Annotated in this window: 4 protein-coding genes; 2 read left to right on the top strand and 2 right to left on the bottom strand. The window is 44.0% G+C overall.

The genetic code is table 11. The features are described 5' to 3' along the window. Positions 1-51: 51 nt before the first annotated feature. Together Q0058_RS00725 and Q0058_RS00720 are read right to left on the bottom strand one after the other, a co-directional pair. Positions 52-1,407 carry a Mur ligase family protein gene (locus tag Q0058_RS00725; protein WP_298220673.1) on the bottom strand — a complete coding sequence of 452 codons (1,356 nt, stop codon included), beginning with the start codon at positions 1,405-1,407 and terminating at the stop codon, positions 52-54. Further along, positions 1,408-2,106 carry a hypothetical protein gene (locus Q0058_RS00720; RefSeq protein WP_298220671.1) on the bottom strand — a complete coding sequence of 233 codons (699 nt, stop codon included), beginning with the start codon at positions 2,104-2,106 and terminating at the stop codon, positions 1,408-1,410. It lies immediately after the preceding gene. Positions 2,107-2,389: 283 nt separating this feature from the next. Here Q0058_RS00720 and Q0058_RS00715 point away from each other — a divergent pair, with 283 nt between their 5' ends. Together Q0058_RS00715 and Q0058_RS00710 are read left to right on the top strand one after the other, a co-directional pair. Then, entirely contained in the window at positions 2,390-10,783 is an 8,394-nt protein-coding gene (locus Q0058_RS00715; protein WP_298220669.1) for a PKD-like domain-containing protein, read from the top strand. A gap of 318 nt (positions 10,784-11,101) precedes the next feature. Continuing rightward, on the top strand, positions 11,102-18,112 hold the full coding sequence (locus tag Q0058_RS00710; RefSeq protein WP_298220666.1) for a fibronectin type III domain-containing protein: 7,011 nt from the start codon (positions 11,102-11,104) through the stop codon (positions 18,110-18,112). Positions 18,113-18,331 lie beyond the last annotated feature (219 nt).

Below are 18,331 nucleotides of genomic sequence, written 5' to 3'. Positions count from 1 at the left end.
AAATAAAAAAAGCCACAACGTGTGTGACTTTCTTTTATAAATTGAAGTGGATTATTGAATCAAAGCTTTGACTTCATCGAAATTCAATCCGCCGTAATTGCCCGAACTCATTAATAAAAGCGCGGAATTTTCTAGGTTAAGACCGAATAAATACGCTTTGAAATCTTTCGGATTCGTATAAATAATCAAATCATTTCTATTGAATGAACTGGCGATTTGCTCGTAAGAAACTTCATCAAGCTGCTTGATTTTGACCGCATCGGGCGAATAAAACACAACGGCAACGTCGGCTGCGTCAAGAGCGCCCTGATATTCTTTGAGGAATTCAGCATTCAAACTGCTATACGTGTGCAATTCCAAACAAGCCACCAATGTCCGGTTTGGATATTGTTCCTTGACGGCTTTAGTCGTTGCGGAAACTTTACTCGGCGAATGCGCGAAGTCTTTATAAGCGACTTTGGTTTTGCTCTCGGCGATTTTCTCCAAACGTTTTGAAGCGCCTTTGAACGAGGCGATGGCTTCATAAAATTCGGCTTCATCGACGCCCATATTCTGGCAAATCCATTTGGCACCGGCGAGATTGTTGAGATTGTGCGCACCAAAAACTTCAATCGGCATATTGCCTTCTGGTGTTTCTAGTAATGTCACGCCATTTTCAACTTTATACTTCGACGTTTTGTAAGCCAGTTTTCGGATCGGATTGGTCGCTGTTTCAGCAATGCGCTTGACTTCGGAATCGTCTTCATTATAAACCAGAATCCCGCCGTTGGTAATCATTTTGATGAAAATCTCAAACTGCTCGACATAGTTCTCATAAGTCGGAAATACATTGATGTGATCCCAAGCAATACCCGAAATCAGCGCAATATTCGGATGATACAAATGAAATTTGGGACGACGATCCATCGGCGAAGACAAATATTCGTCACCTTCAAGCACGATAAAATCATTTGCTTCAGTCAGATGCACCATCGTGTCAAAGCCTTCGAGTTGCGCGCCGACCATATAATCGACTTCGATGTTGTGAAAATGCATTACGTGCAAAATCATCGAAGTAATCGTCGTTTTTCCGTGCGAACCGCCAATCACCACGCGGGTTTTATGCTTCGATTGCTCGTAAAGAAATTCCGGATACGAATAGATTTTCAATCCCAATTCCTGAGCTTTAAGCAATTCGGGGTTGTCAGCTTTCGCGTGCATTCCGAGAATTACGGCTTCGATATCAGCGGTGATTTTTTCCGGAAACCAGCCCATTTCTTTAGGCAATAAGCCTCTTTTTTCAAGTCTTGTTTTGGAAGGTTCAAAAATGGCATCGTCGCTTCCGGTAACCTGATATCCTTTGTGATGTAGTGCCAGAGCGAGATTGTGCATCGCACTTCCGCCTATAGCAATAAAATGGGTACGCATTTATGATTTGTTTTTTTCGTTATAAACGGCCAGCAGTTGCTTCGCCTTTTCGGGTTGGTTCATTTTGTATTGGTAAAGATTGGCCAGTTTCTGGTAAGTTGTGAACGAATTCCCTATTTCGATAGCTTTCTTGTAATGCTTTTCGGCCAGGTTGTATCGCTCAAAATATTCCTCGATATGGCCTTTGGCGAGATAGCCGTCGACAGGGGAAATTTTTAAAAGTTCGTTGGCATATTTTACAGCTTTTCTTTCACTGCCACCCACCACGCCGGGCAATTGGATGTAAATTTCAAGCAAGGCCCAACGCGCTCCGATGTGATTTGGGTTGAGGACAATCGCTTTTTCGAAAGCCTTTTTGACATCGCCAATCAGGGACAACGCCTTGAATTTATTGGATTCCTTAGCTTGCATACCGAGTGCGCCACCGTATTTATAAAAATAATCTGCTTCAGTTGGTTTGATCTTGATGAGTTTCTGATAGTACGGAACTGCTTTTTCCCATTGCTTGAATTGACATTGAATATCGCCCAAATACTCCAATGTTTTCAGGTCGTTAGGGTTTTGTTTGAGGTAAAGGTCCAACTGCAGTTTTGCCTGATCGAATTTTTCTGCATTGTAATAGCGTTCGCCTTTTTCGAAAGCCGTCTGGCCCAACAGCAATGAAGGGAAAAACACCAATAGGAAAGCAATAATTTTCATGTGACAAAATTGATGCTCAAAAGTAATAAAATTAGAATGACTTTAAAGAAAAGTACAAAATGAATTTCAGCGAACAACCCTGTTAAATGCATAAAAAATCGATAAAAAACACGATGTTAATTTATCGTAAACACTTATTCTACAACACTTTGATGCAATCCTTAAGCAAATCATAAGATAAACCGTATTTCATCGATTTTTACGGTTAGTTACCCATAAAATTATTGCCGAGTAGCAAGGTGAGATAAATTTGTAGAGCCAAATCAATTTAGTCTTAAACCAAATGAAAAAGAATTACCACAATTCCGGATCACTTTTATTGGATAAAACGCCTTCGATAACAAGCTTATCATGGATCTTTTTACTGCTGATAAACTTCCTACTTTCGAATACTGCCAGCGCACAAACCACAACCATCAATACTCCGGGAGCCGGAACTTGGACTGTTCCGTGCGACGTCAACTCTATAATTATTGAAGCTTGGGGTGCCGGTGGTGCCGGTGGTGCTGCAGACTTTAACCCGAATGGTGGTTCTGGCGGCGGCGGCGGCGGATATAGTAGTTATACCGTAGCAGTTACGCCCGGTCAGATCATTAATTATACGGTCGGTGCCGGTGGCGTTGGTGGTAACGGTAATGGTGGCAGCGGAACGGCTACAACCATTTTGGCTCTAACCGCAAATGGCGGAACCGGAGGAAACCAAAACCAAGGTGCTGTGGGTACTGGCGGAACAGCTACTGGCGGCACTACCAATATTAATGGAACAAACGGTTCCCTAGGAACAACTGCACTGGGTGCAGCTGGAGGATTCTCCAACGCGCTGGCGGGCGGCGCTTCAAGAAATACTTACGGAAACGGAAATAACGCGACCAATCCCGGTAGCGGTGGCGGTGGTGGTTTCAGAAACTGCAACGGTGGATGTTTTGGCCGCATTGGCGGTGATGGTGCTGACGGACAAATCAGGATTACTTACACTTCGGTGCTTCAAAATTATTGTACGCCTAGTTTTACAGGTGGCGTTCGTCCCATTTCAAATGTCACTTTTGCGGGAATTAATAACACGACTTCAAACACAGTTGGTGTCGGAGCGGAATACAGCAGTTTTTGCCTCACTGGAACCGTAATTCAGGGCTCAGCGACCAATGCGATTTCACTAAAAGGAAATACCAACGGAAACAACACTTACTTTTTCAGAGTCTATTTTGATTGGGATCAAAACGGAACTTTTGGCAACAATGCCAACGAAATTTATAATATCGGTTCGTTAACGAATTCTCTCGGTGATGTGGCGGCTTTACCATTGACAGGAAACATTGCTGTTCCGGCTGGCGCCACTTTAGGATTGACCAAAATGCGCGTGATGTTTAAAACTACAAGCTATTCCGCAGCGCCTTGCGAGGATGGTATCAGAGGTCAGGCCGAGGATTATGTCATCAATGTGACGGCGGCAGTTCCTACGATTACCAGTTTAGGCTCAACGAATGGTTGCGCGGGAAATACGATTGTAATCAATGGAACCAATTTTATAGGAATTACTGCAGCGAATGTGAAAATTGGTGGTACTTCAGTAACTTCAATCACTTCCTTTACGAGCACGCAAATCACAGCCGTCATCGGAGCCGGAACCACTGGTTTTGTTACGGTAACGACTGCAAGCGGAACGGCTACAAGCAGCCCGACAACGTTTACCATCAATGCGCCATCGGTAGCTCCAACCAGTATCAGCGGAACGACAACCATTTGTAACGGCAATTCCACAACATTAACAGTAGTAGGCGGAACTGCCGGAACCGGAGCAACGGCTCAATGGTTTACCACTTCATGTGGCGGAACCTCAGCCGGTACTGGAAACAGTATCAATGTTTCACCTTCAACTGCAACATCTTATTACGTGCGTTATGCGGGAACCTGTAACACTACAATTTGTGCTTCGGTTACAGTCAATGTCAATACAGCGCACTCCATCACGCTTCAGCCTATTGTTTCTCAAACTGTATGTACTGACAATTCAGTAAGTTTTTCGATAAGTACTTCGGGTGCGGTTACGGGTTATCAATGGTATAATGGCGCTACACTTTTAGCCAATGGTGGAAATATTTCAGGCGCCAACACATCGACTTTAACCATAAACCCCGTGGCTTTAACTGACGCCTCAACAAATTATTATTGTGTTGTTAGCGGCAGTTGTGCCTTTCCAGTTACTTCCAATAATGCCGAATTAATCGTCAATGAAAAAGTCAGCATCACCAACCAACCATCACCGACGCAAACACTTTGTATTGGAACTACTGCAACTTTTTCTCTAACGGCTACCGGTACGGGTTTATCTTATCAGTGGTACAAAGGTGCTGTTGCTTTGGCGGACGGGGGAACTATTTCAGGAGCGACTTCATCTACCTTGACGATAAGTTCATTAACGTTAAGTGATGCCGGAAATAATTACAACTGTATAGTGAGCGGTACGAGTCCTTGTGGTGCTATAACCAGTAACAACGCTGTTTTAATTGTAAATGACAATGCCAGTATTATTATACAGCCTAGTGTAACACTAACCGCTTGTGCAGGTTCTTTTGCGAACTTCCTCCTTTTTGCTTCGGGTAGCGCACTGAACTACCAATGGTATAAAGGTGCGACGATGTTGACCGACGGAGGAATCATTAACGGCGCAACCACAAACTCTCTGACGATTAACCCTATTACATTTTCTGATGCCGCAACAGATTATCATTGTGTTGTCAGTAATACTTGTACCAGCGGATTGTCTTCCAATAATTCGGCTTTGGTGGTTTATGAAACACCGTTTATTCCCGATCAGACTTTATCGGTTTGCAGTGAGGATACTTTCGATTATACGATAACAAATGGTGTCCCAACAGCTGCCACTGTGGTTCCTACCAACACTTCTTATACTTGGTCTGCTCCTGTAGTTACCGGTGGAATAACCGGAGGTACTGCGGGTCTCAACAAGCTTTCCATCAATCAGACATTAGACAATCCTACGAATGCACCACAAACGGCTACTTATTTTATTACCCCTACTTCAGGAACTGCCGGTGCTTGTATTGGAGAGTCCTTCGTTTTGGTAGTCACCGTCAATCCGAAACCAGCGGTGAATAATATCACTTCGGCATTTTGCAGCGATGAGAACTTCTCATTCACTCCTGTAAATGGCTCGGGAAATATTGTTCCGGCCGGCACTACTTATTCTTGGGGAGTTCCATCAGTAACTGGCGGAATGACAGGAGGTACTGCAGGAACTGCTCAGGTGTCAATCAACCAGACTTTGACCAATCCGACTAATACGGATCAAACAGCTTCTTATACGGTTACCGCTACATCGGGAAGTTGCGCTGCCAGTACTTTTTCTGTCATTGTAACCATCCATCCTAAACCTACTGTAGCAGGAAGTGTTCCTTCGCAAACTATATGTTCAGGGAATGTAATTGCGAATATCCTACTGACCAACCCTAACGGAATTTCGGGCGTCATCACCTATGGCTGGATGCGTGATAACACAACCAATACTACCGGAATACCAGCCAACGGAATCGGAAGCACCATTTCAGGAACCTTGACCAATACAACCAATAGTCCTCAAACCACTCTTTTCTCGTTGTACGCAGCTTCAGATGAAAGTTGCCTCTCAAATCCTGTACTGGTAAGTGTTCTCGTGAATCCGAAGCCAACAGTTGCGGCCGCGCCAGTGAGCCAGACGGTTTGTTCGGATAATGCGATTACACCAATTGTTGTAACCAATCCGAATATTGTGCTTGGCACGACCTTCAGTTGGACCAGAGACAACACTACCAACCTGACTGGTATTCCGGCTTCAGGAACTAATGCTACGATTTCGGGAAATTTAACCAACAATACGAATATTGCGCAAACGACTACTTTTACAATTACAGCCGATGCGAATGGCTGCAGCACCACCATCAATACCATTACCATTATCGTCAATCCTAAACCGACAGTATCAGCTTTACCTCTATCACAAACGCTTTGCGGAAGTTCGCCTTTCGGATCGATTGTGATTTCAAACCCAAATGCTGTTGCTGGTACGACTTTCACCTGGACGAGAAACAACACCGTCAATGTTACCGGTGTGGCTAGTTCCGGAAATGGTACTACTATCGCAGGAACTTTGGTGAACAATACCAATAGCAATCAAACTGTCACTTTTACGATTACGGGCAATGCAGGCAGCTGCCCTTCAGACCCCATAACTGTTGATGTTATTGTGCTTCCTACACCGCTCATCACAGTAGCGCCGACCAATCAGACGCGTTGTCATTTGCAGGCGATTACTACAATCAATATCGGGAATTCCAATGCTGTTGTGGGTACTACTTACAGCTGGACGCGCAACAACACATCCAACTTAACCGGAATCGCGGCGTCTGGAAATGGCGCTACCATCACCGGCACATTTACGAACAATACGACTTCGACACAAACTACGATTTTCACTATTACTGCTTTGGCACCCAATGGATGCAGCTCAACAACAACTGCATCGGTTACCGTTTATGCGCCTTTGGTTGCTCCGGTCATCAATGCACCTCAGACCGTTTGCGTTTTATCGAATCCGTCTGCGCTAACCATCACAACTCCGGCTAGTGGAGGTTCGGGTGTGTATACTTACCAATGGCAGAGCAGTGCCGACAACGTTACCTATAATAATATCGCTGGGGCTACCGGCACTACTTATCAGCCTCCGTTTGTGAATGGAGGTACAAACAATACGTACTACCGATTGATTACCACCAACATTTGCGGCAACGTTACCAGTAATGTAATCTTTGTAGAGGTTGTCAGCAGTATCGGGTTTTCTTTCGGATTCAATGATAATCTTGCCGGGCCGATTTGTTCGGGAAGTAGCTTTACTCCGGATATTAGTTCGATTCACTTTTCAACTTCAGCCGTGCGTTTTAACTGGACTGCGGATCCGACATACATCAGTCCGGGAACTGGCGGTCCTGTAGGAACCACCGGAGGTGCCTTTTTTGGATTCAGAACTTCGAGCGCCAATATTGGTCCTTTGACTGTTGTCAATAATACGAACGCCACAGTAGTCACTTCAGTATCGATTGTGCCGAATGTATACAACTATCCCGGGCCACCATCTGGTTCCTTCATTTGCAGTACTTCCCCACAGGTTTTCAATGTGACGATCCGTCCGATTCCGGTGGCCACAGCTACAGGAAACAACACTACGGTTTGTAATGGAAGCGGCGCAGGAATCTCCGTAAGCGGAAACATCACCGATGCCAACATGACGTTCAGTTGGACGAGAAACAACACCGCGAACGTGACCGGAACCAACAGCGGCACTTCAGGAAATATCGCTTTTGGAAATGCTTTCGCCATCAATCCGGTTTTAACCAATACGACTGCGGTCAGTCAGATTGTGCAGTTTACGATTACGCCTTCTTCGAATGGCTGTAATGGAACGCCGGTCATCATCAATATTACTGTAGCTCCGAATGTTACGAGTGGTGTCATTGCAGCGAATCAGACGATTTGCAGTGGCGGCGATCCGGTGGCTTTCACACAAACTACAGCGGCGACCGGTCTGAATTTGACTTACCAATGGCAAAGCAGTACAGACAGTTTCACCTATAATAATATCGCAAGTGCTACAGGAATTACTTATGATTCCGGCACGTTGACACAAAACACCTGGTTTAGAAGAATCGTTACTTCAACCGTGAACGGAACTACTTGTACGGCAACAACGGCTGCGCTTTTAATCACCGTGAATTCGATAAACCCTGGTTCTGTTTCCGGAACCCAAACCATTTGCGATGGCGGAAATCCGAATATCTTTGGAAGCGTTGCGGCGACTGGCGCAGGTATTATAACTTACCAATGGCAAAGCAATACGACAGGTTGCGCTGGTATCTGGGCTAATATTCCTAGTGCTACAGCAGCAACTTATGACGCACCAGCCGGTTTGAGCATTACAACTTATTACAGAAGAATTGCCATTTCTACTTTAAATAGCGTTGCCTGCTCCGATTACAGCAATTGTATTACGGTGTTTGTCAATACCGTAACCGGAGGAACTGTGGGCAGCGACCAAACTTTATGCGGCAACAATCCGGCGGCGTTTACCGAAACCCTAGCAGCAACAGCCGCAGGCACGATTTCATACCAATGGCAAAGCAATACGACAGGTTGTGGCGGTGCTTGGGCCAATATACCGGGTGCTACTTCAGCAACTTATGACGCACCGGCAGGTTTGTTGGTGACGACTTACTATCAACGGGTAACATCTTCGACATTGAATAGCGTGACTTGCACGGCATCAAGCAATTGCATTACGGTGACTGCAAATTCTGTTACTTCTGGAACCATTAGCGGCAACAGAACCATTTGCAGTGGTGGCGATCCAACAGCATTTACGGTTACTGTAGCGGCTACCGGAACGAATTTATCTTACCAATGGCAGATCAGTACGGTTTCAAGTGCCGGTCCTTGGACAGACATTGTCAGTGCGACCAGCGCCACATATGATGCTCCGGGACCGATCACACAAACTTGTTATTTCAGACGAATTGCAACCGCAACTGTGAACAGTAGTAATTGTTCGGCTACATCGAATTTTGTAACGGTATTCGTCAATTCTGTAACTGCATCTGTCATCAATGGCAACCAAAGCATTTGCGGAAGTACTGACGATCCTGCAGCCTTCACTGTAACAGCACCTGCTTCGGCAAACGGTGTAATTTCATACCAATGGCAAAGCAACACCATCGGATGTAGCGGCCCTTGGAGCAACATTCCGGGAGCAACAAGTGCAACCTATGATGCGCCAAATGTTTTACAAACAACTTATTATCATGTAGTGGTCACCTCGACTTTGAATAGCGTTCAGTGCAGCGAAATAAGCAATTGTCTCACGATTACGAGTTTCACCAAAACCTGGACTGGAGCAACAAATACAGATTGGAGTAATAGCAATAACTGGCTGCCTGTTGGGGTTCCGACTGCTACTGATTGTATCGTGATTCCAAATGTGACCAACGACCCGATTGTAAGCGGTACCAATTATAATGCACTTGGAAAATCATTGTCTTTGTTGGCCAATGCTTCTTTAGAAATCACGGCTACCAACGCTATTACAATTAACGATGCCGTAAACGTGAATGCTACTGCCAACTTTACCGTTAGAAACAATGCGAGTTTAGTTCAGGTCAGCAATGCGGTCAATGTGGGTAAAGTGACCATCGAAAGAATTACGCAACCGATGTATCGTTATGACTATACGTATTGGGGAAGCCCGGTCACATTGGCATCGAACTTTACTTTAGGCATGCTTTCTCCATTGACTTTGGGCGATAAATATTTTAGTTGGATTCCTTCTGTGGGCAATAGTTTTGGCAATTGGTTTTACGAATCGGCTTCCACCATCATGGATCCGCGCAAAGGGTATATCGTCAGAGCGCCTCAGAATTTTTCATTTAATCCTACTGTGAAAGTGCCTTATACGGCCAATTTCATCGGAACGCCTAACAATGGCGACATCTATTGTCCGATTTATTTCGGTGGATTGCCTTTGAGCAACAACAACGACAAATACAATTTATTAGGAAATCCTTACGCTTCGGCTGTTGACGCTGAATTGTTCCTGAGCGATCCTGCCAACACGCCTGTAATTGATGGTACGATTTATTTCTGGACGCATAATTCGCCACCTAGCGCTTCGAATGTGGATCCGTTTTACGGCGATTTCATCATCAATTATGCAGCGAACGATTATGCTTCGTGGAACAGATTGGGTGGCACCGGAACTACCGCTGCGGCTGGTTCTGGAGGTGCGGTTCCGAATGGATTTATCGCTTCCGGACAAGGTTTCTTTGCTAAAAGTACGGCTGCGGCAACCAATGGCGATCCGGTAGTATTTAGGAATTCGATGCGTGTTAATTTTAATAACGATATGTTTTTCAGAAGTTCGATTGTAAATGCTGACAGCAACCGTTCGGCAACAAATGTTTCGGAAAAACACAGACTTTGGTTGAATCTGATCAATCAGGGCGGATCGTTTAATCAGATTTTAGTTGGGTATGCTGACGGAGCTTCAAATGCTTACGACCGTGATTTCGATGGCGTGCGTTTTACCGACAACAACAGCATCACTTTATATTCGATTATTCCTGAAAAGAATTTAGTGATTCAAGGAAGGGCTTTACCTTTCAGCAATGAAGATCAGGTTCCGTTGGGTTATAAATCGACCTTGAATGATACGTTCTCGATTCGTATTGACCATTTCGACGGCTTGTTTGAAAACCAGAATATATATATTGAAGACCGCTTGTTGAATATCGTTCATGACTTGAAACAAAGTCCGTATGTGTTTACTTCAGGCATCGGAACTTTTGATGATCGCTTTGTATTGCGTTATAATAATGGATTACTAAGCACGAATACTAATGAATTTGCTTCGGATTTAATAGCGTACTTAAATCAACAAAAATTAGTAATTCACGCCAACGAATTCATCAATCAGGTTTCGCTTTTTGACATCTCAGGTAAATTAATATCCGTGGAAACCTTAAAAAACCCGGGAATGCATTTTGAAATGGATTTCCATGCCTCGGAAGGCGTTTACATCGCTAAAATCAAACTTCATGATGGTGTTGTTGTTTCGAGAAAACTGATTCAGAAGAAATAAAACCTCTAAATTAAAACCTCTAAATTGTTTGTTTGGAGGTTTTAATTTTTTCGGACAAGATAAATTTATAATTTAAAGTACCTGAATTACGATGCTCCGTAAGATTTTTTGGGTCTAAATCCAATTTTCTGATAATCAACAGTTTTTATGGCTTTTTTGAAACTCCCTTTGTTTTGTGTATAATCCGGAGCTTCTTTCATAGTTTTAAACTGAAAAAGCATTTTCCTTGAATATTGTTTATAATTTTAGGAAGAATGTTGCCGATTTATTCTGAAAATTGTGTTAATTTTATCACCCTTATTTTGTTATGATGATGCTATGATGAAAAATTACATTACTCCCAATTTCGATTATTTTAGAGCGGTTTCCCTTTTTATAGGGAAAGCCTTTACTTATGAAATAAAACTTCCAATCAGAAATAGCCTTAGCCTTTTTACACTTGCTTTTATTTTATTAAGTGTAGCAAAAACTGAGGCTCAGACTACGCTTATCTCACCAGCCGGCGACGGTGGTTTTGAGACCGGAAGTACTTTTGCCGCCAACAACTGGTTTACAGATACAGCACCCGCGACTTCAAGCAACCAATGGGTTTGCAACACTGGAGCCACTGCAGGTTTTAGCGGGTCTAGATGTGCCTATATCTCGAATGATACCGACGGAACACCCGTGGTTCCTCCACACGCATACACTACAACCGGATCAGCCGCAGCTACCCATTTGTATCGTGATATTACCGTTCCTGCAGGCGAAACGAATATTTTTTTAAACTTCAAATGGATTGGGGCGGGTCAGACAACCATCGACAGAATGAGGATATGGCTGGTTCCTACTACTTATACTCCTGTATTTAACACTGCTTTATCTACTGTAGTAGTTCCGACAGGCGTTAATGTTGGTTTAGCCAACTATGCCCTTCAGGGTTCATGGGTTACCGCTGCTCAGGTAACCATTCCTTCAAGCTTTGCAGGAACTAGTTTCCGATTGGTTTTCGAATGGCGAAATGATGTATTGACCGGGACACAACCTCCAGCCGCTATTGATGATATTTCTTTAGTTTCTTCATCACCTACAGGATGTGTGGCTCCGAGTGCCGCTTTGGCTTATGTGGCAGGAACAAAAACAACAACAAGCTTACCTGCTACTTTTTCGGGAAGCGCCAGCGGTTATCTGGTGATTCAATCTACGAGTAGCACACCGCCAACGCAACCCACAAACGGAACTGTTTATAATGCTGGTAATATCGCCACATTGGGATCTGGGCTTACTTTCATTCAAAGTAGCGCCTCGACAAGTATTCCCGGAACAGGTTTGACCGGCAATACGGCTTATTATTATTTCATCTATGCATACAATGACGCGAGCTGTACTGGCGGGCCAGCTTACAACAATTCGGGGCCTTTAACAGGTTCTGGCATCACTTGCCCAGCGGTTCCCAATACTCTTGGAACATCAGGGGTAACCTCAAGTGGATTCAACATCAATTGGGCAGCACCTACCGGCGGCTCGGCTTTAGCCCTAACTTATACAGTACAAGTCACCACAGATGCAGGCTATGCAACCCCGATTGCAGGTTCTCCTTTTACAGTTGTAGCGCCGACTACTACATTGTCCGTTTCGGGACTCAATTCAAATACCATCTATTATTATAGAGTTCTTGCGAGTAATGGTTGCAGCAGTGCTTACGCGTCTGGTAATGTGACTACTTCATTACCGGCTTGTGTGGCTCCTGCTCAAGCTACGGCTTTTGTGCTTGGAACAGTAACCGCATCCTCGGTTCCGGCCACTTTTTCGGGAACTGCAAATGGTTATCTGGTCATTCGTTCTTTGACCAACGCAACACCAACGCAGCCGGTAAATGGAACAACTTACAGTGCAGGGAACATCGCTACTTTAGGAGCAGCATTTTCCTTTGTTCAAAGTGGCGCAACCAATTCTATTGCTGGTGGCGGACTTGCTTCTGGCACTCAGTATTATTATTTCATATATGCCTATAACGATACATCCTGTTTGGGTGGGCCGGTGTACAACACTTCAGGGCCATTAACCGGTAACGGTACAACGCTTTTCCCTTTTAATGATGAATGCATTACAGCCATTCCGCTTACAGTGAATACGAGTTGTTCCTACAGCACCTACTCAAACGCCTCTGCAACGACGAGTTCCACTACCGGTACTCCGGCTCCGGGTTGCGGAAATTATTTAGGTAACGATATATGGTTTAAAGCTGTGGTTCCAGCGAATGGAATTCTAGTCATCGATTCCCAAACAGGTTCGATGCTCGATTCAGGAATTGCGCTTTATTCGGGTGCTTGTGGCGCATTGACTCTAATTGAATGTGATGATGACGATAGTGCCAACGGAGCCATGTCGTATATCAACCGAACCGGTCTTATACCCGGATCTACAGTATACATAAGAGTTTGGGAATACGGCAATGATAACAATGGAACTTTTGGAATTTGTGCATCTACAGTAGTTCCTTGTGTGGCTCCTGCGAGCCAAGCTTCGGCTTTTACCTTGGGAGCGACGACCGCTACCTCGGCTGCATTTACATTTACAGGCGTTGCCGATCAGTTTTTAGTAGTTCGTTCTTTGACCAATACGCCGCCAACGCAACCTTCAAACGGAACAATTTATAATGCAGGCAACATTGCTTCTTTGGGTAGCGGGTTTACTTTTGTGCAAAACAGCCCCACACCAAGCGTTAGCGATACAAGCTTGAATGGAAATACGAGATATTACTATTTTATTTATGCTTACAACAATTCTCCTTGCTCTGGAGGTCCAGTTTACAACGCTTCGGGGGCATTAACAGGTAATGTACTGACCTGCGTAGCGGTGCCCAATGCCGTGACTACGAGCAACCTTAACAATAGCAGCTTTACATTAAATTGGGTCAACCCAACAGGAGGTGCTTCTGCCGCCATCAACTATACGATTCAAGTAACTACTGATGCCGGATATACCGCCAATATCGCGGGTTCCCCATTTACTATTGCGAATCCGACTGTTATCTTAAACATCACGGGATTGGCTACAGCAACGACTTATTATTACAGAATACTTGCATCCAATGGATGTAACAGCAGTTATGTGTCAGGAAATGTGACTACAACCTGTACGGCCTCGAACGTTCCTTATACGCAAAATTTTGACAGTGTTACCCAACCGGCACTTCCGGCTTGTGTGGCTGTTGAGAACACCAATGGTGATACGAGATTTTGGAAAACATGCACGAGTACTTCTTTAGGAAATGCTACAGCGATTGCTCCGGTTTCAGGAACAAATCAGATGGGAATACAGTATGATTCGGCCAACGCGATGAACGACTGGTTTTATATTCGCGGATTAAATTTAACTGCAGGAACTGCCTATAGACTAACATTTTATACAAGAGCTTATAATTTTACCGGCGATGACGAATTACTCGAAGTGAAATACGGCACATCACCTTCATCTTCTTCTATGGTTACTACATTGTTTCCTACCATAACGGTTCTTGGTAATACTCCATACATTCAAAAAACAGTTGATTTTACGCCTTCAAGTACAGGCGTTTACTATATCGGATTTCACGGCATGTCGCCTTCCAACTTATGGTACCTGTTTGTGGATGACGTTAGTGTAACGTTAAGCCCGTCTTGTTTGCCGCCGACGTTATCCAATGCCAGCAATGTTACATTGACTAGTGCAACCATCAATTGGTCGGTGCCTTTAATTGTACCAAGCAATGGTTATCAATATTTTATATCTACCAGTAATGTCGCACCGGGAGGTTCAGGAACTGCAGCTGCAGGACTTTCGGCAAATCTCACTGGCCTGATTGCCAATACAACTTACTATGTTTTTGTCAGAAGTGATTGCGGCGGCACTTTCAGCAGCTGGACGCCTTCAGGGAATTTCTATACCGGTTATTGTGTATCGACCTCAACATCATCGCTTGATTACATCAATAATTTCTCCACGACCGGAGGGATTGCCAATATCACCAATAATGGCTCTGGATATTCCCCAAGTGGTTATGGCAATTTTCTAGCTCAAGTGGTCAGCCAGCAGCCTTATGGCACGGTGAATTTTTCATCTGCTTACAGCGGAGGAACTTTCGGATTCACCATGTGGGTAGATTGGAATGATGATCTAGATTTTAATGATGCAGGGGAAAAAGTATACGGTTCTGGAAATTACTTCGCCAGCAATACCGGAAGTTTTACAGTTCCCGGCAACGCTACTGTGGGCAATCACCGCATGAGAATCAGGGCTGACTATTTTGATTCCAACCCGCAATCTTGTGGTTCGATCACCAATGGTGAAACCGAAGATTATACGTTTACTGTAGTCGCTTTACCCTGCGCTGGAAATCCAACAAATCAGCCTGCGACCGGAATCGGATTTACTACGGCTACCATCAATTGGACTGCCGCAAGTCCGGCACCAGCCAGCGGATACGATTATATTTATTCCACTTCAGCCACAGACCCTACACTAGTGACTACGCCAAACGGAAGCACAGCAGCCGGAATAACTACCGCGAATCTAACCGGCCTTACTTCGGGTTCGATGTATTATGTTTGGGTTCGATCTAATTGTGGCGCCAACAAAGGCGTTTGGGTAGGTCCTATTTCGTTCATCACCAATGCGGCTCCGCCTGTAACCACTAACGCAGCCATCTGTTCTGGAGGCAATGCAACTTTGACTGCCTCGGGATCTTGTACGAATCTGACCAATTTAGGAAATACAGTCAATGGTGCGTGGGATGCCGGTGGCGATCCGAGAGCTATTCGTCCTGTCATCTTTATGGCCAATTCATCAACCTGTCAGTTTGATGGCGCGGGTTTGACTTCAAATTACACCTCACTTGATTTTCAGGTAAGCGCCACAGGTTTCTATACTTTTACAATGGCTCCGACCACAGCTTATGACGCGATGGGGTATATTGTAATCAATCCATTCAACCCCGGATATTGCGGAAGCGGCACCTGGATTGTCGGAGATGATGATAGCGGACCGACGACCTATGAACCGATGATGAGTGCCACATTGACTGCGGGCGTTACTTATACATTGATATCAACGCTTTACGCTGGATCAAGCATTACATTAACCAATACCTTCCAATGGGGAGTTACCGGCCCGGGAACTATTTCTGGTGTCGTCGGAGGCACCGTAGAATGGTATACTGCAGCAGCTGGTGGCATACCAATTGGTACAGGAACTCCGTTTAATCCTGTTGGTGTTTCCGGTTCAGGATTAACCAATACCAATACACCGGGCACTTATCCATATTACGCGGCTTGCCCTAACAATCCTAATGTAAGATCGCTCGCGAATTTTGTAATCAATGGTCCGACTGCGGCAATTTCCGGAACTGGCTCCACTTGTAGCGGCAGTGTTCCTATGAGCATCGCATTGACAGGAACATCACCTTGGACATTTACTTATACCGATGGAACAACTCCTGTAACGGTGACTGGCAATACTACAAATCCTTATGTATTTAATGTTTCGCCTTCTATTCCTACTACTTATACCCTTACTGCTTTGAGTGATGCTACTTGCCCAGCTTCGTCCACAAGCATGACAGGAACAGGAACGGTCACAGGCTCTAAAAACTGGAACGGAACTACAACAGACTGGAACACGGCAAGCAACTGGAGTCCGGTTGGGGTTCCGACAGCATCAGATTGTGTCGTCATTCCAAACACAGCGGTTGACCCTATCATCTCTGGAGGAACCAATGCGCTCGCTTATAGCTTAACGGTTTTAAGTGGTGGTTATCTATTAATCAATCCTGCCAATAATATTACTGTTACTGATATCGTCAATGTGGTCAGCGGAGGACAGCTTTTTGTCAGCAATTCCGCTAGTTTAATACAAGTAAACAATGTTGCCAATATCGGCGTCATTACTATAGAAAGAACCACAACACCGATGTATCGTTTCGACTATACCTATTGGGGATGTCCGGTAACCTTTGCTTCGAATTTTACTTTGGGCAATTTATCTCCTTTAACCTTACCTGATAAATATTTCAGCTGGACTCCTACCGTAGGCAATAGTTTTGGCACTTGGTTGTACGAGACTTCTGCCACAATAATGAATCCGATAAAAGGTTATATTACCAGAGCACCGCAAAGCTTTTCATTCACACCAACGGTTTTCTACCCTTATACTGCTAATTTTATAGGAACGCCAAACAATGGCAATATCCTTTGTCCGATATATCACGGAACTTTAGGAGCCGGCAATAATAATGACAAATACAATTTATTAGGAAATCCTTATCCTTCAGCCATTGATGCTCAAGCTTTCTTAACTGATCCCGTCAATACGCCTGTAATTGATGGAACGATTTATTTCTGGACGCACAATTCAGCTCCCAGCACCGCGTATGTGGATCCTTTCTATGGTGATTTCGTAATCAATTATACCGATAGCGATTATGCTTCCTGGAATAGTTTAGGAGCAGTAGGTTCCCGTGGTTCCGCCGCACTTTCAGGTGGTGTAGTTCCCAATGGATTTATCGGCACCGGTCAGGGATTCTTCACCAAAAGCACCGGAACAGCAGCCAGTGGAAACCCCGTGACTTTCAAAAACTCGATGCGATCTGCCAACAATACACAATTCTTCAGACAGGCCAATAATGATCCTGAAAAACATCGTATCTGGCTCAATTTGTTGAGTCATAGCGGTTCTTTCAATCAAATTCTGGTAGGTTATATTAGTGATGCAACAGAAGGTTGGGACAGGAATTACGACGGAATACGTTTTACAGATGGTAGCAGCACCACTTTTTATTCGGTGATTCCTGACCGGGATTTGGTGATTCAGGGAAGACCGACCCCATTTTCAGACGAAGATCGGGTTCCATTAGGATTTAAGTCGACCTTGCAGGATAGTTACTCTTTGCGTCTGGATCATTTCGACGGTTTGTTTGAGAGTCAAAACATTTATGTCGAAGACACTTATCTCAATACGATTCATGACTTGAAACAAAGTCCGTATATTTTTACTTCAGAAATCGGCACTTTCAACGACCGTTTGGTACTTCGCTATACCGATACTGCTTTAAACACCTCGGTTTTTGACTCCAATCAGAATGTAATTGCTCTTATACATGAAAAGAACTTGATGGTTGAAGCTTCACAATATATCAAAGAAGTTCAGGTTTATGATATTTCAGGAAAATTGATTAAAACTTATCTTCCCAATAATAAAACAACAAAAATTAGCGAACCTTTCTTCTATGCCGAAGGTATTTATCTGCTAAAGATTAAGTTGGAAAGCAATCTTATTGTTGCCAAAAAACTAATTCATAAATTGAATCCGTAAAATTAACATTATGTAAACTATTCATTAATTTAAATTTTTCACAAAAATTCATAAAAGCCTCTTGATTCTAAGAGGTTTTTTTTTGTTATAAAGTATTGTTTATTAGAATAATATAATAATGTTGTATTCCAACAAAATAAAGCCAAAGCGTCGGTTATTAAAAAATTAAATTTGTAATTTTGTCAAGTTTGGCTAACTTTAAATTAACATTAGAAAGCT

The organism is Flavobacterium sp. (assembly GCF_027484705.1).
In the GTDB taxonomy this organism is placed as follows: Bacteria; Bacteroidota; Bacteroidia; order Flavobacteriales; family Flavobacteriaceae; genus Flavobacterium.
Note: the sequence above shows the minus strand (reverse complement) of the source record. Positions and strands in the feature narration are given on the sequence as shown.

Excerpts from the sequence above, each read along its gene's own strand:
- Q0058_RS00710 (WP_298220666.1), top strand. The coding sequence starts at position 11,102 with ATGATGAAAAATTACATTACTCCCAATTTCGATTATTTTAGAGCGGTT.
- Q0058_RS00720 (WP_298220671.1), bottom strand. The coding sequence starts at position 2,106 with ATGAAAATTATTGCTTTCCTATTGGTGTTTTTCCCTTCATTGCTGTTG.
- Q0058_RS00715 (WP_298220669.1), top strand. The coding sequence starts at position 2,390 with ATGAAAAAGAATTACCACAATTCCGGATCACTTTTATTGGATAAAACG.
- Q0058_RS00725 (WP_298220673.1), bottom strand. The coding sequence starts at position 1,407 with ATGCGTACCCATTTTATTGCTATAGGCGGAAGTGCGATGCACAATCTC.